We start from the raw sequence: 18,559 nt of genomic DNA, 5'->3' as shown, positions 1-18,559 counted from the left end.
ACGGGGGTGCGGCGGCATCGGCCACCACACCCCCGTCGGGTTCCTCCGAGCCGCCTGAGCGGCCGTCAGATCGAGCCGCCCGTACCCGTTCCGTAGGTGCCGCCGACCTGGGCGGGGTTGACCTCCTCGTCGTCCGCGGCGAGGACGACGCCGGTGCTCCGCTTGCTCCGGCGCAGCCTGCGCTCGAGCCAGCTCGCGAAGCTGGTGAGGGCGAAGTTGAGCAGGATGAAGATGACGGCCACCACGATGAAGCTGGCGATGACGTTGGCGTAGTTGGCCGCGAGCGTGCTGCGGGAGTTCAGCAGTTCGGTGAAGCCGAGCATCACGCCGCCCAGCGCGGTGTCCTTCACGATGACGACCAGCTGGCTGACGATGGCCGGCAGCATGACGGTGACCGCCTGCGGGAGCAGGATGCCGCTCATCGTCTGGCCCTTGCGCAGACCGATCGCGTAGGCGGCCTCCGTCTGCCCCTTGGGGAGGGCCAGGATGCCGGCCCGTACGACCTCGGCAAGAACCGAGGCGTTGTAGAGCACCAGGCCGGTGACGACCGCGTAGAGGGGGCGCTCGTCGCTGGCGATGCCCGTGGAGCGGACGTAGAACTCGTTGGCGAACAGCATCAGCAGCAGTACCGGGATCGCCCGGAAGACCTCGACCACCACACCGGCCGGAACCCGGATCCACCGGTGGTCGGACAGCCGGGCTATGCCGAAGAGCGCGCCCAGCGGAAGGGCGATGACCATGGCGAGCGCCGCGGCCTTCAGGGTGTTGCCGAGGCCGGGCAGCAGGTACGTCGTCCAGGCCGCGGAGGTGGAGAAGGGTTGCCACAGGGCCCACTTGAGCTGGCCCTTGTCGTTCATCGTCGACCAGATCCACCACACGAGCAGTGCGAGCAGGGCGACGAAGACGACGGAGAGGATCACATTGCGCCGCTTGGCCCGGGGGCCGGGGGCGTCGTAGAGCACGGAACTCATCGCTTCACCGCCAGTCGCTTGCCGAGCCAGCCGAGGAAGAGGCCGACGGGCAGGGTCAGGACCACGAACCCGAGGGCGAAGACGGCGCCGATGGCGAGCGTCTGGGCCTCGTTCTCGATCATCTTCTTCATCAGGTAGGCGGCCTCGGCCACACCGATCGCGGCCGCCACGGTCGTGTTCTTGGTCAGTGCGATCAGTACGTTGGCCAGCGGTCCGATCACCGCGCGGAACGCCTGCGGCAGCACGATGAGGCGCAGGGTCTGGCTGAAGTTGAGCCCGATCGCGCGTGCCGCCTCCGCCTGTCCGACCGGCACGGTGTTGATGCCGGAGCGCAGCGCCTCGCAGACGAAGGCCGCGTGGTAGGCGACGAGCCCGAGCACCGCCAGCCGGAAGCCCTGGACTTTGAAGTCGGACGCGCCCATCGTCACCCCGAAGGTGTCGGCGAGGCCGATGGAGGTGAAGACGATGAGCACCGTCAAGGGGATGTTCCGGAAGATGTTGACGTATGCGGTGCCGAAGCCGCGCATCACCGGAACCGGACTGACCCGCATCGCGGCCAGCAGGGTGCCCCAGACCAGCGAGCCCAGGGCGGAGAGGACGGTGAGTTTCACCGTCATCCAGAACGCCCCTAGGACGTCGTAACCTTGAAGAAAGTCGAACACGATCTCCCGCGCTTCCGGGTGTGTGGCGTACGAGGAGGGCGTGGCGCGCCGCCGCCGTGAGCGCGGCGGGCGGCGGCGCGCCCAGGGAACCCTGCGAGGCCTGCGGACCCCTGCTTACCGGACGAACCGGGTCACTTGACGATGTCGCCGATCTTCGGGGCGGGCTCGTTGTTGTAGTTCGCCGGGCCGAGGTTCTTCTTGATCGCGGAATCCCACGAGCCGTCGCCGACCATCTTCTCCAGCGCGGAGTTGATCTTGTCCACGGTCGCGGTGTCGCCCTTCTTGACACCGATGCCGTAGTTCTCGTTGCTCAGCTTGAGCCCGGCGAGCTTGAACTGGCCCTTGTACTTGTCCTGGGAGGCGAAGCCCGCGAGGATCGAGTCGTCGGTGGTCAGCGCGTCGACGGCACCGCTCTGCAGGCCGGCGACGCACTCCGAGTAGCCGCCGTACTCACGCAGGTTGGCCTTCGGGGCGATCGACTTCTGCACGTTCTGCGCCGAGGTGGAGCCGGTCACGGAACACAGCTTCCGCTTCTTGTCGTTGAGGTCCGTGCCCTTGGAGATGTCCGAGTCCGCCTTGACCAGAAGGTCCTGGTGGGCCAGCAGGTACGGCCCGGCGAAGTCGACCTTCTGCTTGCGCTCGTCGTTGATCGAGTACGTGGCCACGATGAACTTCACGTCGCCGCGGGCCAGCGCGTTCTCACGGTCGGCGCTCTTGGTCTCGACCCACTCGATCTGGTCGGGCTTGTAGCCGAGTTCCTTGGCCACGTAGGTGGCCACGTCCACGTCGAAACCGGAGAACGAGCCGTCGGGCTGCTTCAGACCGAGGCCGGGCTGGTCGAACTTGATGCCGACCTTGATCTTGCCGCCACCGCCCGACGATCCCTCGTCCTTCTTGTCGTTCGAGCCGCACGCCGTCGCCGAGAGGGCGAGGGCGAGGACGACGGCCGAGGCGGCGGTGGCCTTGCGGAGCTTCATGTGAACTTCCTTCGGTGTTGAGGAGATGCGGAGCCGTCGGGACGGCGACGGCACGATCACGGGCCGGCGGCGCACGGCGTCACCGGCGGGGCCGTCGCGTCAGTGGTGCAGGATCTTCGAAAGGAAGTCCCTGGCCCGGTCGCTGCGCGGGTTGCTGAAGAACTGGTCGGGCGCAGCCTGTTCGATGATCCGGCCGTCGGCCATGAAGACCACCCGGTTTGCAGCCGATCGGGCGAAGCCCATCTCGTGGGTGACGACGACCATCGTCATGCCGTCCCGGGCGAGTTGCTGCATGACCTCCAGCACCTCGTTGATCATCTCCGGGTCGAGCGCGGAGGTCGGCTCGTCGAACAGCATGACCTTCGGGTCCATGGCCAGCGCCCGCGCGATGGCCACGCGCTGCTGCTGGCCACCGGAGAGCTGCGCGGGGTACTTGTCGGCCTGCGCGCCCACTCCGACCCGGTCGAGCAGCTCGCGGGCCCGCTCCTCGGCCTTCTTCCTGTCCGTGCGGCGGACCTTGACCTGGCCGAGCATCACGTTCTCGAGCACGGTCTTGTGCGCGAAGAGGTTGAAGGACTGGAACACCATGCCGACGTCGGCGCGCAGCCGGGCCAGCTCCCTGCCCTCCTGGGGCAGCGGCTTGCCGTCGATCGTGATGGTGCCCGAATCGATGGTCTCCAGGCGGTTGATGGTGCGGCACAGGGTGGACTTCCCGGACCCGGAGGGCCCGATGACCACGACGACCTCGCCGCGGGTGATCGTCAACTCGATGTCCTGGAGTACGTGCAACGCGCCGAAGTGCTTGTTGACGCTCTTCAGGACGACCAGATCGGCGGTCGAGGCCACGTCTTCCTTGGCCATCGATACTTCGGTCATCGCTTTCAGGCTCCGTCCTCCTCGGTTTCGGGGGACAGTAACGACCTGTGCGACCTGCGTCATTACATCTGAGGGAGATCTGAGCATCACGATCCGGTAGCGGGCGCACACATGTCGTAGCGTGACCGGCCGGGGCACGTACCGGCTGGATAACGACACACGGTGCGCAACCGGAACCCTCTTGACGCCGTCCTCGTCCATCGGCGTCACTTCCATGGTGCACGCGCGCGTGCACCACGTTTACACGCCGTGACCGTATGACACATGAACCGGAGGGGGCCGGAATGCGACTGCTCCTCGTCGAGGACGACAACCACGTCGCCGCCGCCCTGTCCGCGGTCCTGGCGCGGCACGGGTACGACGTCACGCACGCCCGCAGCGGCGAGGAGGCCCTCCAGGCGCTCGTCCCCGAGAGCGCCTCCTTCGGCGTGGTCCTGCTCGACCTGGGCCTGCCCGACCAGGACGGCTACGAGGTCTGCGCCAGGATCCGCAAGCGCACCAGCATCCCCGTGATCATGGTCACCGCCCGCTCCGACGTCCGCTCCCGCATCCACGGCCTGAACCTCGGCGCCGACGACTACGTGGTGAAGCCCTACGACACCGGCGAACTGCTCGCCCGTATCCACGCCGTCAGCCGCCGCACCGCCCACGAGGACGCGAACGCCGGCGGCGAGAGCACGCTGCGCCTGGGCGCCGTGCACATCGAACTGCCCACCCGGCAGGTCAGCGTGGACGGCGTGGTCGTCCAGCTCACCCGCAAGGAGTTCGACCTGCTCGCGCTGCTCGCCCAGCGCCCCGGGGTGGTCTTCCGGCGGGAGCAGATCATCAGCGAGGTGTGGCAGACCAGTTGGGAGGGCACCGGACGGACCCTGGAGGTGCATGTCGCCTCCCTGCGCTCCAAGCTGCGCACACCGGCGCTCATCGAGACCGTACGCGGCGTCGGTTACCGCCTCGTCGCCCCGGCCGCCTAGCGGGGACGGGTGAGTTCACGTCTGCTGCCGCTGCTCATCGTCCTGATGGCGGCCGTCCTGCTCGCCCTCGGCGTCCCGCTCGCCGTCAGCGTCGCCGGAGCCGAGCAGCAGAAGGCGGTCGTGGACCGCATCGACGACGCCGCGCGTTTCGCCGCCCTGGCCCAGTTCGTCACCGACGGGACCAGCGGTCCCCGACGCACGGTCCCGGACGAGCGGTTGGAGACCCTCCGCCGCGAACTCGGCAGCTACCACGGGGTCTACGGCATCCGGGCCGGCGTCTTCTACCGGACCGGCATCCCGATGGCCAACGCCCCGGCCGACTGGTCGCTGCCCGCGTTCGGCGAGGTCCGCGACGCCTTCGACGAGGCACTGCTGAGCCGGCGCAGCCACGACCCGGAACAGGTCTGGCCCTGGCAGCGCCACCGGCTCGTCGTCGCCTCCCCCGTGATCCGGGACGGTGACGTCGTCGCGGTCGTCGTCACCGACTCGCCGACCGGGCAGATGCGTTCGCGGACCGTGCACGGCTGGCTGCTCATCGGCACCGGCGAGATCGCCGCGATGCTGCTCGCCGTCGGCGCGGCACTGCGGCTGACCGGATGGGTGCTCAGACCCGTGCGGATCCTCGACGCCACCACCCACGACATCGCCACAGGGCGGCTGAAGTCCCGGGTGGCGGCCGCCGGCGGTCCGCCCGAACTGCGGCGGCTCGCCCGGTCGTTCAACGAGATGGCGGACAACGTCGAGGACGTGCTGGAACAGCAGCGCGCCTTCGTCGCCGACGCCTCGCACCAGTTGCGCAATCCGCTCTCCGCGCTGCTGCTGCGCATCGAACTGCTCGCGATCGAACTGCCCGAGGACAACGAGGAGATCGCCTCCGTGCGCACCGAGGGCAAACGCCTCGCCCAGGTCCTGGACGACCTGCTCGACCTGGCGCTCGCCGAGCACGCGGAACCGGATCTGAAGCTCATCGACATCGGGGAGCTGGCCGCCGAGCGGGTGGCGGCCTGGGCGCCGGCCGCCGAGGCCAAGGGGGTGCGGCTGGTCGGCGACTGCCCGGCCACCACGGGCTGGGCCGACCCCGTGGCACTGTCGTCCGCGCTGGACGCGGTGATCGACAACGCGGTGAAGTTCACGCCGGGCGGCGAGCGCGTGGAGGTGACGGTCTCCTTCGACCGCGACACGTCGACGATCGTGGTCGCCGACCACGGCCCCGGCCTGACCGACGAGGAGATCGCCCGCGTCGGCGACCGCTTCTGGCGCAGCGGACGCCACCAGAACATCAACGGCTCCGGCCTCGGCCTGTCCATCTCCCGCGCGCTGCTCGCGGCGGGCGGCGGCTCGATCTCCTACGTCCGGCACCGGGAGGAGGAGCCGCGCGGACTGCGGGTGACGGTGGCCGTGCCGAGGTCGGTGCCTACGGCTTGACCGAACGGTAGTAGCGCCGCGCGCCCTCGTGCAGGGCCAGTGGGTCGGTGTAGATCGCGGTGCGCAGGTCGACCAGTTGGGCGGAGTGGACGTGCGCGCCGATGCCGTCGCGGCTCTTGATGACGGTGCGGGTCACCCATTCCGTCAGCCTCGGGTCCATGTCCTTGCGCGTCATCAGCACGTTGGACACGGCGATCGTCGGCACGGTCGCGCCCTTCTGGACCGACGGGTACGCCGACTCCGGCATGTTGGTGGCGCGGTAGTAGCGTGTGGCGCCGCCCTCGGCGTGCAGCCTGGCCACCAGCTCGGCCTCGATCGGCACGAAACGGAACGCGAACTTCTCGGCCAGCCGCCGCAGACCGTCCGTCGGCAGCCCGCCCGACCAGAAGAACGCGTCGAGCTCGCCCCGCCGCAGCCGGTCCGGAGCGGTGCCGATGCCGTCGCCCATCGGGCGGATGTCCGTCTCCGGGTCGATCCCGGCCGTCCTGAGCACCCGCTCGGCTATCAGCCGGACACCGGACTCCGGCGGCCCGACCGACACCCGCTTGCCGCGCAGGTCCGACACGGAGCGGATGTGCGAGTCGCTGGGGACGACGAGCTGCACGTAGTCGTCGTAGAGGCGGGCCACACCGCGCAGCCCCGCGGCGCCCGGGCCGTGGTTCACCTCGTACGTCTCCACCGCGTCCGCCGCGGCGATGGTGAAGTCGGCCCGGCCGGTCGCCACCCGCGCGACGTTCTCCTGCGAGCCGTCGCTGGTCAGCAGCCGCACCTTCAGATCGGGCATGTCCTTGGCGAACGCGGTGCGCAGCCGCACGCCGTACTCCTGGTAGACCCCGCGCAGGGTCCCCGTGCTGAAGGTGATCGTCCCGCTCGGCGGGGCTTCGCCCAGGGGCAGCAGCCACCACAGCAGCAGCCCGAGGACCACGACCCCGGCGGCCGTGCCCTGGAGGCCACGACGTCGTCCGATGCGGGGGAACGGCTTTGGCATGCGCGCGATCCTGCCAGCGGGACGGCGTGCTGACCAGGGGCGGGCGGCCCGGCGGGCGGCCGGTGCCGTCCCGGCCGGCGGCTAACCTCGCGGGTATGAGTTCCTCGCCCGCCGATCTGGTCCGTGAGTTCCACCGTGCCTTCGGGCTCGACGCCCGCCCCACGCCCACCCGGGTGCCGCCGGAGCTCGCCGCGCACCGCGGGGAACTGCTCGCGGAGGAGGCGGCCGAGGTCGCGGAGGTCTCGGTCGGCGGCCCGCTCGACCGGCTCGCGCACGAGCTGGCGGACGTCGTGTACGTGGCGTACGGCACCGCCCTGGTGCACGGCATCGACCTCGACGAGGTGATCGCCGAGATCCACCGCGCCAACATGACCAAGCTCGGCCCGGACGGCCGGGTCGCCCGCCGCGCCGACGGCAAGGTGCTCAAGGGAGAGCACTACGTGGCGCCCGACGTGTCGGCCGTGCTGCGCCGGCAGGGCTGGGTCCCCGACGGCGCCTGACGCGGGCTGCCTACGTCCGAGCCGGCGGGCCACCGCGGTGAGGACCGGGCGCACCGCACGGCGAGCACCAGCGCGAGCGCGGACAGCGTGGCCGCGTCCTTGAACGCCCTGCGGGTCGAGGCGTCCAGGTACGGGAAGGTGAACTGGGGCACCTGCGGGACGAGCGCGACCCAGAACCACGGCGAACGCGTCACCGAGTCCGCCTCCAGCGCCCCGGCGACCAGCAGCGGCACCACGGCGACCAGGTAGTGGTCGTAGGACGGCCGGGACACCAGGTAGGAGGCCAGCATCAGCAGCGCGGCCGTGTCCGCGAGCCGTGCCGGACCGGGATCGGCGCGCAGCCAGCGCAGCCGGGCGCAGAGCACACCGGCCGCCGCCGCGGCCAGGGCCACGGCCTCGGCCGGGACGGGCGGCAGCCCCAGCCGCGGCAGCACGGCCGGCAGGGAGGAGTCGAACGGCCGCATCAGACCGTCCCCGCCCTTGAGCAGGAAGGGCAGGGTGCGGGTGAAGAAGCCGCCCGGGTCCGGCATGATCAGGGCCGCGCCCAGCGACAGGGCCAGGGGCACCGCCACCATCCAGGCCAGCGCCCGCCACCGCCGGGCCAGCACCAGCAGGACGACCACGGGCAGCAGCAGCGGCTTCACCGCCACCGAGAGGCCCAGGACCACCCCGGCCAGGTCCCAGCGGCCCCGGTCGGCCAGCAGCAGCGCCAGCGGCAACGCCAGGGCGCTGACCGCCGTCCAGTTCCCCAGGTTCACCAGGTGGCCGACGGGCGCCCAGCACAGCACCAGCCCCAGCAGTCCCAGCACCGCGAACCGGCTGCACGCCGGCACCCGGAACAGGCGCACCGCACACCACCAGCCGCCCGTGATCAGGACCACGCAGGCCAGCGGCGCGGCGACGCGCACCACGGCAACCGGCAGCGCGGCCTGCCCGGCGGCGAACAGCACGGCACTCGGCAGGTACAGGAAGCGCCGGTCGGCGTACGGAGCGCCACCGCCCAGCCAGATCTGCCCGGCATGGACGACGAAGGCGTTGTCCATGCCTCCCCGGGCGAACACGACGGCCACGCGCGCGGCGCGGGCGAACAGGACGACGGCGAGGAGGGCGACCGGGACGGGTCCGGCCGGCCGCAGCAGCCATGCGCGCAGCACCGCGGTCGGGGGCACGTCCGGCGCGGGTGCCCGCAGGGCGTCACGAAGCTCCGTCACGCGTGTCATTTTGGGCCAGTTGACCCCATGCGGGAGGAAGCGGCCGGCCGTGTCGCCGTCACGAGGGCGCAAAGCCCTCCGCCGGGCCGTCGCCCCCCGGGATCCGCGCCGTGCCCGGCCTGGAAGGGCGTGACGCTCCGCCGTCCCGGGGCCGTCCGGGAACCACCTACCCTTGACGCATGACCAGCAGCAGCGACCGGAGCCCCGCAGTGGATGTTCAAGGACCCAAGAGCTACGAGATCCGCACCTACGGGTGTCAGATGAACGTCCACGACTCCGAGCGGCTGGCGGGCCTGCTCGAGGACGCCGGCTACGTGCGGGCGCCGGAAGGGGCGGACGGCGACGCGGACGTCGTCGTCTTCAACACCTGCGCCGTCCGGGAGAACGCCGACAACCGGCTGTACGGCAACCTGGGGCACCTCGCGCCGCAGAAGGCGAAGCGGCCCGGGATGCAGATCGCGGTCGGCGGCTGCCTGGCGCAGAAGGACCGGGACACCATCGTGAAGAGGGCGCCCTGGGTGGACGTCGTCTTCGGCACGCACAACATCGGCAAGCTGCCCGTCCTGCTGGAGCGCGCCCGCGTGCAGCAGGAGGCGCAGGTCGAGATCGCCGAGTCCCTGGAGGCGTTCCCCTCCACGCTGCCGACGCGGCGCGAGAGCGCGTACGCGGCCTGGGTCTCGATCTCCGTCGGCTGCAACAACACCTGCACGTTCTGCATCGTCCCCGCGCTGCGCGGCAAGGAGAAGGACCGCCGTCCCGGCGACATCCTCGCCGAGGTCGAGGCCCTGGTCGCCGAGGGCGTCTCCGAGATCACGCTGCTCGGCCAGAACGTCAACGCCTACGGTTCCGACATCGGGGACCGCGAGGCGTTCAGCAAGCTGCTGCGGGCCTGCGGGAACATCGACGGCCTGGAGCGGGTCCGCTTCACCTCGCCGCACCCGCGCGACTTCACCGACGACGTGATCGCCGCGATGGCCGCGACCCCGAACGTCATGCCGCAGCTGCACATGCCGCTCCAGTCCGGCTCCGACACGGTGCTGAAGGCGATGCGCCGCTCCTACCGGCAGGAGCGCTACCTCGGGATCATCGAGAAGGTCCGCGCCGCCATCCCGCACGCCGCGATCACCACCGACATCATCGTGGGCTTCCCCGGCGAGACCGAGGAGGACTTCGAACAGACGCTGCACGTCGTGCGCGAGGCGCGCTTCGCGCAGGCGTTCACCTTCCAGTACTCCAAGCGTCCGGGCACCCCGGCCGCCGAGATGGAGAACCAGATCCCCAAGGAGGTCGTCCAGGCGCGCTACGAGCGGCTGGTCGCGCTCCAGGAGGAGATCTCCTGGGAGGAGAACAAGCAGCAGGTCGGCCGCACGCTGGAGCTCATGGTCGCCGAGGGCGAGGGCCGCAAGGACGGTGCCACCCACCGTCTCTCCGGCCGCGCCCCCGACAACCGCCTGGTCCACTTCACCAAGCCCGAGCAGGACGTGCGCCCCGGCGACGTGGTCACGGTCGAGATCACCTACGCCGCCCCGCACCACCTCCTCGCCGAGGGCCCGGTGCTCGACGTGCGGCGCACGCGCGCGGGTGACGCGTGGGAGAAGCGCAACGCCGCCGAGGCCGCCCAGCCGGCCGGTGTCATGCTCGGCCTGCCGAAGGTGGGGGTGCCCGAGCCGCTGCCGGCCGCCGCCAACAGCGGCTGCGGCTGCGACTGACCCGTCGGGCGAGCGGCCGCCCGACGACCGGCCGTCCGGCGGCGTTACCCTGCGGATCATGCTTGTCGCCGCCGCTGTCTGCCCCTGCCCGCCCCTCCTCGTGCCCGAGCTCGCCGCGGGAGCCGCACCCGAGCTGGACTCCGCCCGGGCCGCCTGCACGGACGCGCTGGGCGTGCTCGCCGCCGCCCGGCCCGACCTGCTGGTGGTCGTCGGACCCGCCGAGGCCTCCGGGCACGGCGTTTTCCCGGAGGGCACCCGGGGCTCGTTCCGCGGCTTCGGCGTGGACCTGGAGGTACGGCTCGGCCGGGACACGGGCACCGGGGCCGGGGGCGAGTTGCCGCCCTCGCTCTCCGTCGCCGCCTGGCTGCTGGAGCGCACCGGCTGGTCCGACGCCCCGGTCGAGGGACTCGGTGTGGGGGAGTCGTCGGCACCCGAGCGGTGTGCGGCGGCCGGCCGGGGCCTCGCCGCGCGGGCAGGCCGCGTGGCGCTGCTGGTGATGGGCGACGCCAGCGCGCGGCGCACGCTCAAGGCGCCGGGCTATCTCGACGAACGGGCCGAACCCTTCGACGCGGGCATCGCCCGCGCACTGGGGGAGGCCGACACGCCGGCTCTCCTGGCGCTCGGCCTGGAGCCGGCGCACGAACTGAAGGCCTCGGGCCGGGCCCCGTGGCAGGTGCTGGCCGGCGCGGCCGAGGGTGCCGGTCTCTCCGGCACGCTGCTCCACGACGACGCGCCGTACGGAGTGGGGTACCTGGTCGCGGCCTGGTCGTGAGCGAAACGCGGCGGACACGGCGGACGGCCGGGACGCAACGCGCCTCCCGGCCGTCCGCCGACGCCTCTCAGGACGTGGGCGGCGGTCCCTCCGTCGGAGCGGAAGCGCCACCCGGCGCCGTGCCGGTGCCCTGGTCCGGGCTCGTGCCCGCCTCCGGCGCCGTACGGGTCTCCGGGCTCGTCCCGCCCTTGTGGGCGAGCCGGTCCATGGCGTCCTTGGCCTTGTCCGTACCCGCGTGGATCTTGTCGCTGTACTTGCCCTTGGTCTTCTCGTCGACCACCTTCGCGGCCTTGTCGAGACTCTGCCCGATCGAGCCCCCGTGGCGCTGGGCAAGGTCCGACACCTTCTCCTTCGCCGGGCCGATCCTGGCCTTCATGTTGTCCAGCAGACCCATGGTTCACCTTCCCTGACGGGGCGGATTCCTTCTCCCCGGCGGTCGAGTTCCCCCTCCGGCCTCTCGACTACCGAAGGAGTCACGCAAAAACGCCCATACTCACTCGATACCCTACTCGTCCTACCCCGTCACCCGCCGTCACACGACTCGTGCGAGGCACCTCCTGCGGGGTTTGGGAGACTGGTGCGGTGAGCAGCGCACCCCCCGCCCCCCGCGTCATCGCCGTCGTCGGCCCCACTGCGGCCGGAAAGTCCGATCTGGGCGTCTTTCTGGCCCAGCGCCTCGGCGGCGAGGTCGTCAACGCCGATTCCATGCAGCTCTACCGAGGGATGGACATCGGCACCGCGAAGCTGACGCCCGAGGAGCGCGGTGGCGTGCCGCACCACCTGCTCGACATCTGGGACGTGACGGTCACGGCCTCCGTCGCCGAGTACCAACGGCTCGCCCGGGAGCGGATCGACGCGCTGCTCGCCGAGGGGCGCTGGCCGGTCCTGGTCGGCGGCTCCGGTCTGTACGTCCGCGGGGCCGTGGACAACCTGGAGTTCCCCGGCACCGATCCCGAGGTGCGTGCCCGGCTGGAGGACGAGCTCACGCTGCGCGGCTCCGGCGCTCTGCACGCCCGCCTCGCCGCCGCCGACCCCGAGGCCGCGCGGGCGATCCTGCCCAGCAACGGCCGCCGGATCGTCCGGGCCCTCGAGGTGATCGAGATCACCGGCCGCCCCTTCACCGCGAACCTCCCGGGCCACGACTCGGTCTACGAGACCGTCCAGATCGGCGTCGACGTCGCCCGCCCCGAACTCGACGAACGCATCGCGCGCCGGGTCGACCGCATGTGGGAGGCGGGGCTCGTGGACGAGGTGCGCGCGCTGGAGGCGCGGGGCCTGCGCGAGGGGCGTACGGCATCGCGTGCGCTCGGCTACCAGCAGGTGCTCGCGGCGCTCGCGGGGGAGTGCACGCTCGACGAGGCGCGCGCGGAGACCGTACGCGCCACGAAACGCTTCGCGCGGCGTCAGGACTCGTGGTTCCGGCGGGACCCCCGTGTGCACTGGCTGAGCGGGGCTGCGGCGGATCTCACAGAACTTCCGCATCTCGCCCTGGCGTTGGTCGAACGACCGGTTACAGCCTGATCACGTCATGGCATCGGGACGCCCAGGCCGTCATCCAGGCCTCCGGCGCCGTGCCATCATCAAGCTCGGATCGACCGAGTGAAGTCCTAGTTGGGAGGGCGCGTGGCGATGGAGGCCGGCCCTCGCGACACCGCACAAGACACCGACCGCATCACCGTGGAGCGCGGCGGCGCGGAACCGGACGACGACTCGTTGAGCCCCGACGGGCCCGACGAGACGCAGGGCGGCGTGACCGCGGACGGACCCGGGCCCGAGGAGATGTTCGCCGGGCCCGAGGTGGAGGTCGAGCTGCGCCCGCAGCGGCGGCTGCGTCTCTGGCAGCTGGCCCCGATCGTGGGCCTGGCCGTCGTCGGCTCCCTGATGTTCGCCTTCCCGCTGGCCTTCGACGGCGACAACGGCGCCGTGATCGCCATGCTGGGCCTGCTGATCTGCTCCTGCTCGGCGGGCTGGGGCATGATGGCCGCCCGTCGCGTCGGCCACACCTGGCCGGGCCTGCCGCCGCGCGGTTCCGGGCGGCGCCCGGACTGGCGGGTGATCGGCGCGTACGTCCTCGTCGTCGCCGTGGTCGTGGTCCTCGCCGTCTGGCGGGTCGCCCGGCTCCGCTAGTGCCGTGCCGGGCGTCGCGAGCCGGTGAACCTTTCCGGTCACAGCACTGGGCCGCGCTCCGGGCCCCTGGCTTCACCGGCAGCGCGCCCGGACCCCGGCTCCGCCAGGACCCGGGCACCGCGCTCACCGCGGACCGGCCCCTGCTGCCGCCGGACATGATCACCGGGTTGCCGGAGCGACCCCGTACGATCGAGCCATGAGCACGCGCATCCCCTTCCTCAAGGGCCACGGCACGGAGAACGACTTCGTGATCGTCCCGGACCCGGAGAACGCCGTCGAGCTGCCCCCGGCGGCCGTCGCCGCCCTGTGCGACCGCCGCGCGGGCATCGGCGGGGACGGGGTGCTGCACGTCGTGCGCTCCGCCGCGCACCCCGAGGCCCGCGGCGTGGCGGCCGAGGCGGAGTGGTTCATGGACTACCGCAATGCCGACGGCTCCGTCGCGGAGATGTGCGGCAACGGCGTGCGGGTGTTCGCGCGCTACCTCCAGCACGCCGGACACACGACGGAGGGCGACCTCGCGATCGCCACGCGCGGGGGCGTGAAGACGGTGCACATCGCCAAGGACGGTGACATCACCGTCGGCATGGGCCGGGCGAGGCTCCCCGAAGGGGACGTCACCGTGAGCGTCGGCGGGCGCAGCTGGCCCGCGCGCAACGTGAACATGGGCAACCCGCACGCGGTCGCCTTCGTCGACGACCTCGCCGACGCCGGCGATCTGCTCTCCCCGCCGCCCTTCAGCCCGGCCTCCGCCTACCCGGACGGCGTGAACGTCGAGTTCGTCGTCGACCGCGGTCCCCGCCACGTTGCCCTGCGCGTGCACGAGCGCGGCTCGGGCGAGACCCGCTCGTGCGGCACGGGCGCGTGTGCCGTCGCCGTGGCGGCCGCCCGGCGCGACGGCGCCGACCCGACGGCCACCGGGACCCCGGCGACGTACACGGTGGACCTCCCCGGCGGAACGCTGGTGATCACCGAGGGGCCGGACGGCGAGATCGAGATGACCGGCCCCGCCGTGATCGTCGCCGAGGGCGAGATCGACGCGAAGTGGCTGGAAACAGCGGTCGGCTGATGGTCGGTCGGCTGGATATCGCAGCCCCGGCGACCCATGGGAAGGTCATACGTATGCCCGGGGGTGGGAACGGGCGGCGAATCCACGGCTGACCGCCTGTCAGGTGACTCAAAGTCGTAAACCTCCTGGCCATCGCTCGAATGGGTGATCCGTTTCACGCTCGTCGAGAGACGGCCGGTCGGGCGTGCTGGGCTCGGTAGCATCAATCACCGGCCCGGACGGGGGATCCGTAGCCAACCCCTGTGCCGAGTACGCCCTGGGGCGCCCCGTCCGCCGGTCCACGCAGCCGGAGGTGCCCATGAGTGCGGATGCCACGAATCCTGCGGCCCCGGGCCCGGTGGTTCCCGTGGGGCCACGGCGCAGGGCCCGTCCGCGGATCGACCTGCGCCGGCTCGGCCGTGCCGCACTGCTCGGGACGACCGCCCGCGACCGGCTGCCGGACGCCATCGGCCATGTGGCCGAGGCCCATCGCGCGCACTTCCCGGAAACGGACCTCGAACCGCTGCGCCGCGCCTACGTCCTGGCCGAGTCCTCGCACCGCGGCCAGATGCGCAAGAGCGGCGAGCCCTACATCACGCATCCGCTCGCCGTGACCCTCATCCTGGCCGAACTCGGTGCCGAGACCACGACGTTGACCGCGTCCTTGCTGCACGACACCGTCGAGGACACCGATGTGACGCTGGACCAGGTCCGCGAGCAGTTCGGCGAGGAGGTCCGCTACCTCGTCGACGGCGTCACCAAGCTGGAGAAGGTCGACTACGGCGCGGCCGCCGAGCCCGAGACCTTCCGCAAGATGCTCGTCGCCACCGGCAACGACGTCCGCGTGATGTCGATCAAACTCGCCGACCGGCTGCACAACATGCGCACCCTCGGCGTGATGCGCCCGGAGAAACAGGCCCGAATCGCGAAAGTGACCCGGGACGTCCTCATCCCGCTCGCCGAACGGCTCGGCGTGCAGGCGCTCAAGACCGAGCTGGAGGACCTCGTCTTCGCGATCCTGCACCCCGAGGAGTACGCGCACACGCGGGAGTTGATCGCGGAGAACGCGGGCCGCCCGGGCGACCCGCTCACCGAGGTCGCCGAGCAGGTGCGCGGGGTGCTGCGCGAGGCGGACGTTCCCGCCGAAGCGCTCGTCAGACCACGGCACTTCGTCTCCGTGCACCGGGTCTCGCGCAAACGCGGCCGGCTGCGCGGCTGCGACTTCGGGCGGCTGCTGGTGCTGGTGAACGAGGACGCCGACTGCTACGCCGTCCTCGGCGAGCTGCACACCTGCATGACGCCCGTCGTCTCGGAGTTCAAGGACTTCATCGCCGTACCCAAGTTCAACCTCTACCAGTCGCTGCACACCGCCGTGGCCCGCGAGGACGGACAGGTCGTCGAAGTCCTCATCCGCACCCACCAGATGCACAAGGTCGCCGAGGCAGGGGTCGTCGCACTCGGCAACCCCTACGCCCCTCCGGGGGAGGAGCACGCCGCGAGTGACGGCGAGCGCGCCGACCCCACCCGCCCCGGCTGGCTCTCCCGCCTCCTCGATTGGCAGCGGGCCGCACCGGACCCCGACACCTTCTGGTCCACCCTGCGCGAAGACCTCGCTCAGGACCGCGAGATCACCGTCTTCCGGCCCGACGGGGGCACCCTGGGCCTGCCCGAGGGCGCCACGTGCGTGGACGCCGCGTACGCCCAGTACGGCGAGGACGCGCACGCGTGCATCGGCGCCCGTGTCAACGGCCGTCTGGCGACGCTGAGCACCGTCCTGAAGGACGGCGACACCGTCCAGCTGCTGATGGGCCAGGACCCGGCTTCCGAGCCCTCCCGGGAATGGCTGGACCACGCCCACACCCCGGCCGCCCGCATCGCCATCCAACGCCGCCTGGCCACCCGTCAGTCGGCCGCGGACCGAGTCCAGGACGCCGGCGGGGACGCCGCACCGGCCGCGGGCAGCTCCGCGCGCGCCGACTCCGCCGCGGCTGCGCGGGCCGGTGCGGACCCCGGCCCGTCGCCGGTTCCGGTGCCCGCCGGAGCGGTCCCGTCGGTCGGGCTCGACGTGCCGGGCGCCTTCGGGCCGGACACGGCGAGCGTCGTGGTCGTCGGCCGGCCCGAGGCGGCCGCACGGCTCGCGGGCTGCTGCACGCCCGTGCCGCCCGACGAGATCACCGGCTTCGCCGTGCGTGGGGGAATGGTGACCGTGCACCGCGTGGAATGCGCCGCGGTCGCGCGGATGAGGAACGCGGGGCGCGCGGAGTTCGGCGTGCACTGGGGGGAGACCGCCGCGTGCCGTGTCACCCTGCTCGCGGAATCGTTCGGCCGCCCCCACCTGCTGGCCGACCTCACCGAGGCCATCGCCCTCGAGGGCGTCGAGATCGTCTCCGCGACCGTGGCCCCGCCGGCCCAGCAGCGTGTCCGCCACACGTACACCCTCCAACTCCCCGACGCGGCCGGGCTCCCGGCCCTGATGCGCGCGATGCGCAACGTCCCGGGCGTCTACGACGTGAGCCGCACCCAGCCCCAGCCACCAGGGGTGTGAGCGGGAGGACCCCGCGCCTTCGCTGTCCTCGGCGTGCTCCCGTGGTGCTCTTTCGGGTGGGTTGGGCGCGCGTCGGCGCGGTGGGGCGGGTGGGCGCTGGTAGCGGTGGTCCATGCCGCTCAGCCTTGGATCACGTGTCCCGCGTCGCCTGAAGGCGACCCTCCTCGCGTCCGCCGTCTCCGTCTGTCTCGTCGCCGCGAGTGCTCCGGCCGAGCCGCTGGGCGTCGGTGACCGGCTCTTCCCGTACCTGGGCAACCCCGGGTACGACGTGTCGTCGTACGACCTGTCGTTCACCTATGCCGGAGACAACGGCAAGCCGCTCCAGGCCGTCACCACGATCGACGCGTGGGCCACCGAGGACCTGGAGCGCGTGAACCTCGACTTCGCGCACGGCACGGTCGACGCCGTGGAAGTCGACGGACTGCCGGCCGAGTTCACCACCGCGGGCGAGGATCTCGTGGTCACCCCGAAGATCCCGCTGCCGCGGGGCAGTTGGATGCGTATCACCGTGCACCACACCAGCGATCCCGTGTCCAAGAAGGGACGCGACGGCGGCTGGGTCCGCACCACGGACGGTCTCGCCATGGCCAACCAGGCCGACGCCGCCCACCTGGTGTTCCCGTGCGACGACCACCCCTCCGACAAGGCGATGTTCACCTTCCACGTCACCGCGCCCGACGGGTACACGGCCGTCGCCAACGGCCTCCCGGCCGGCGTCACCCGGACCGGCGGGACGACGACCTGGACGTACCGCACCCGGCACCCCATGGCCACCGAACTGGCTCAGGTGTCCATCGGCCGCTCCACCGTGGTGCACCGCACCGGCCCGCACGGCCTGCCCCTGCGCGACGTCGTCCCCACCGAGGACCGCCAGGTGCTCGAACCCTGGCTGGCCAGGACCCCCGACCAGATCGCCTGGATGGAGAGCAAGGTCGGGACGTACCCCTTCGAGACGTACGGCGTGCTCATGGCCTCCGCCGCCACCGGCTTCGAACTCGAGACGCAGACCCTGTCCCTCTTCGAGAAGAAGCTGTTCACCGAACCCGCCTACCCCCGGTGGTACGTCGAGTCGATCATGGTGCACGAGCTGTCCCACCAGTGGTTCGGCGACAGCGTCAGCCCCCGCACCTGGTCCGACCTGTGGCTCAACGAGGGCCACGCCACCTGGTACGAGGCCCTGTACGCCGACGAGAAGGCGAAGAAGCCGCTGGAGACCCGTATGAAGGCCGCCTACGGCGCCTCGGACCGCTGGCGCGAGGCCGGCGGACCGCCCGCGCTGCCCAAGCCGCCGAAGCCCGGCCGGAAGATCGGGGTCTTCCGCGCGAACGTCTACGACGGCGCCGCGCTCGTCCTGTACGCGCTGCGCCAGGAGCTCGGCAAGCCGGACTTCGAGCGCCTGGAGCGGGCCTGGGTGCGGGCCCACCGGGACGGCACGGCCACCACCGCCGACTTCGAGCGCCTGGCCTCGGGCATCGCCGGACGTGACCTGAGCGGCTTCTTCCAGGCCTGGCTGTACGGCGAGAAGACCCCGCCGATGCCCGGCCACCCCGACTGGAAGCCCGCCCCGCCGCCGAAGACGGCGAAGAAGTGAGTGGACGTGAACGGACGTGGGGAACGCGAATGGAGGAACCCGGTGGTGGCACCCGGAGGAATATCGCAGTGACGAGACGGGCCGTACCGTGCGACCATCTTCAGACCGGCGCCGCACGGGGCCACGGGAATCTCCCGGGGCGCCCGTACGTTGTGACCGGTGACGGACTCTCCCACCACGTAAGGACCA

17 protein-coding genes are annotated in these 18,559 nt (G+C 71.7%); 10 read left to right on the top strand and 7 right to left on the bottom strand.

Annotated elements, in window-relative coordinates:
- Positions 1-65: 65 nt before the first annotated feature.
- The 4 genes from TNCT6_RS07060 to TNCT6_RS07045 form a co-directional block, all read right to left on the bottom strand.
- Positions 66-971 (bottom strand): amino acid ABC transporter permease, encoded by a 906-nt coding sequence (locus tag TNCT6_RS07060; protein WP_141357701.1) that lies wholly within the window; start codon positions 969-971, stop codon positions 66-68.
- On the bottom strand, positions 968-1,633 hold the full coding sequence (locus TNCT6_RS07055) for an amino acid ABC transporter permease (RefSeq protein ID WP_141357699.1): 666 nt from the start codon (positions 1,631-1,633) through the stop codon (positions 968-970). The genes TNCT6_RS07060 and TNCT6_RS07055 overlap by 4 nt, the downstream gene beginning before the upstream one ends.
- 131 nt (positions 1,634-1,764) lie before the next feature.
- On the bottom strand, positions 1,765-2,610 hold the full coding sequence (locus TNCT6_RS07050) for a glutamate ABC transporter substrate-binding protein (protein WP_141357697.1): 846 nt from the start codon (positions 2,608-2,610) through the stop codon (positions 1,765-1,767).
- A 99-nt stretch (positions 2,611-2,709) separates the two neighbouring features.
- Entirely contained in the window at positions 2,710-3,486 is a 777-nt protein-coding gene (locus TNCT6_RS07045) for an amino acid ABC transporter ATP-binding protein (protein ID WP_141357695.1), read from the bottom strand.
- Positions 3,487-3,770: 284 nt separating this feature from the next.
- Between TNCT6_RS07045 and TNCT6_RS07040 the strand changes: the two genes are divergently transcribed.
- Both TNCT6_RS07040 and TNCT6_RS07035 read left to right on the top strand, forming a co-directional pair.
- Positions 3,771-4,457, top strand: coding sequence for a response regulator transcription factor (locus TNCT6_RS07040; RefSeq protein WP_141357693.1), 687 nt, complete (start codon positions 3,771-3,773; stop codon positions 4,455-4,457).
- A gap of 9 nt (positions 4,458-4,466) precedes the next feature.
- Positions 4,467-5,882, top strand: a complete 1,416-nt coding sequence (locus tag TNCT6_RS07035; protein WP_141357691.1) for a HAMP domain-containing sensor histidine kinase — start codon at positions 4,467-4,469, stop codon at positions 5,880-5,882.
- On the opposite strand, the gene TNCT6_RS07030 is transcribed toward TNCT6_RS07035, so the two are convergent.
- On the bottom strand, positions 5,872-6,870 hold the full coding sequence (locus tag TNCT6_RS07030) for a TAXI family TRAP transporter solute-binding subunit (protein ID WP_141357689.1): 999 nt from the start codon (positions 6,868-6,870) through the stop codon (positions 5,872-5,874). The two genes, TNCT6_RS07035 and TNCT6_RS07030, sit on opposite strands and share 11 nt — an antisense overlap.
- A 95-nt stretch (positions 6,871-6,965) precedes the next feature.
- Here TNCT6_RS07030 and TNCT6_RS07025 point away from each other — a divergent pair, with 95 nt between their 5' ends.
- Positions 6,966-7,370 (top strand): MazG nucleotide pyrophosphohydrolase domain-containing protein, encoded by a 405-nt coding sequence (locus TNCT6_RS07025; protein WP_141357687.1) that lies wholly within the window; start codon positions 6,966-6,968, stop codon positions 7,368-7,370.
- On the opposite strand, the gene TNCT6_RS07020 is transcribed toward TNCT6_RS07025, so the two are convergent.
- Entirely contained in the window at positions 7,307-8,581 is a 1,275-nt protein-coding gene (locus tag TNCT6_RS07020) for a glycosyltransferase family 87 protein (RefSeq protein WP_253266043.1), read from the bottom strand. The genes TNCT6_RS07025 and TNCT6_RS07020 overlap by 64 nt on opposite strands.
- Positions 8,582-8,760: 179 nt before the next feature.
- Between TNCT6_RS07020 and miaB the strand changes: the two genes are divergently transcribed.
- Complete coding sequence (gene miaB / locus TNCT6_RS07015) at positions 8,761-10,290, top strand: tRNA (N6-isopentenyl adenosine(37)-C2)-methylthiotransferase MiaB (protein ID WP_141357683.1); 1,530 nt, start codon at positions 8,761-8,763, stop codon at positions 10,288-10,290.
- Positions 10,291-10,348: 58 nt separating this feature from the next.
- Entirely contained in the window at positions 10,349-11,062 is a 714-nt protein-coding gene (locus tag TNCT6_RS07010) for a class III extradiol dioxygenase subunit B-like domain-containing protein (RefSeq protein ID WP_141357681.1), read from the top strand.
- 67 nt (positions 11,063-11,129) lie between these two features.
- On the opposite strand, the gene TNCT6_RS07005 is transcribed toward TNCT6_RS07010, so the two are convergent.
- A complete protein-coding gene (locus tag TNCT6_RS07005; protein ID WP_141357679.1) occupies positions 11,130-11,456 on the bottom strand; it encodes an antitoxin in 327 nt (108 codons plus the stop codon).
- Between the two features lie 188 nt (positions 11,457-11,644).
- Here TNCT6_RS07005 and miaA point away from each other — a divergent pair, with 188 nt between their 5' ends.
- The 5 genes from miaA (at position 11,645) to TNCT6_RS06980 (ending at position 18,370) form a co-directional block, all read left to right on the top strand.
- Positions 11,645-12,583 carry a tRNA (adenosine(37)-N6)-dimethylallyltransferase MiaA gene (gene miaA / locus TNCT6_RS07000; protein ID WP_141357677.1) on the top strand — a complete coding sequence of 313 codons (939 nt, stop codon included), beginning with the start codon at positions 11,645-11,647 and terminating at the stop codon, positions 12,581-12,583.
- A gap of 108 nt (positions 12,584-12,691) precedes the next feature.
- Positions 12,692-13,189: a hypothetical protein gene (locus TNCT6_RS06995; RefSeq protein ID WP_141366182.1), complete on the top strand. Its 498-nt coding sequence runs from the start codon at positions 12,692-12,694 to the stop codon at positions 13,187-13,189.
- A 196-nt stretch (positions 13,190-13,385) separates the two neighbouring features.
- Positions 13,386-14,255, top strand: coding sequence for a diaminopimelate epimerase (dapF, locus tag TNCT6_RS06990; protein ID WP_141357675.1), 870 nt, complete (start codon positions 13,386-13,388; stop codon positions 14,253-14,255).
- 298 nt (positions 14,256-14,553) lie between these two features.
- On the top strand, positions 14,554-16,779 hold the full coding sequence (locus TNCT6_RS06985; RefSeq protein ID WP_141357673.1) for a bifunctional (p)ppGpp synthetase/guanosine-3',5'-bis(diphosphate) 3'-pyrophosphohydrolase: 2,226 nt from the start codon (positions 14,554-14,556) through the stop codon (positions 16,777-16,779).
- Positions 16,780-16,891: 112 nt separating this feature from the next.
- A complete protein-coding gene (locus TNCT6_RS06980) occupies positions 16,892-18,370 on the top strand; it encodes a M1 family metallopeptidase (protein ID WP_141357671.1) in 1,479 nt (492 codons plus the stop codon).
- Positions 18,371-18,559: the final 189 nt, after the last annotated feature.

Source organism: Streptomyces sp. 6-11-2 (assembly GCF_006540305.1).
In the GTDB taxonomy this organism is placed as follows: Bacteria; Actinomycetota; Actinomycetes; order Streptomycetales; family Streptomycetaceae; genus Streptomyces.
Note: the sequence above shows the minus strand (reverse complement) of the source record. Positions and strands in the feature narration are given on the sequence as shown.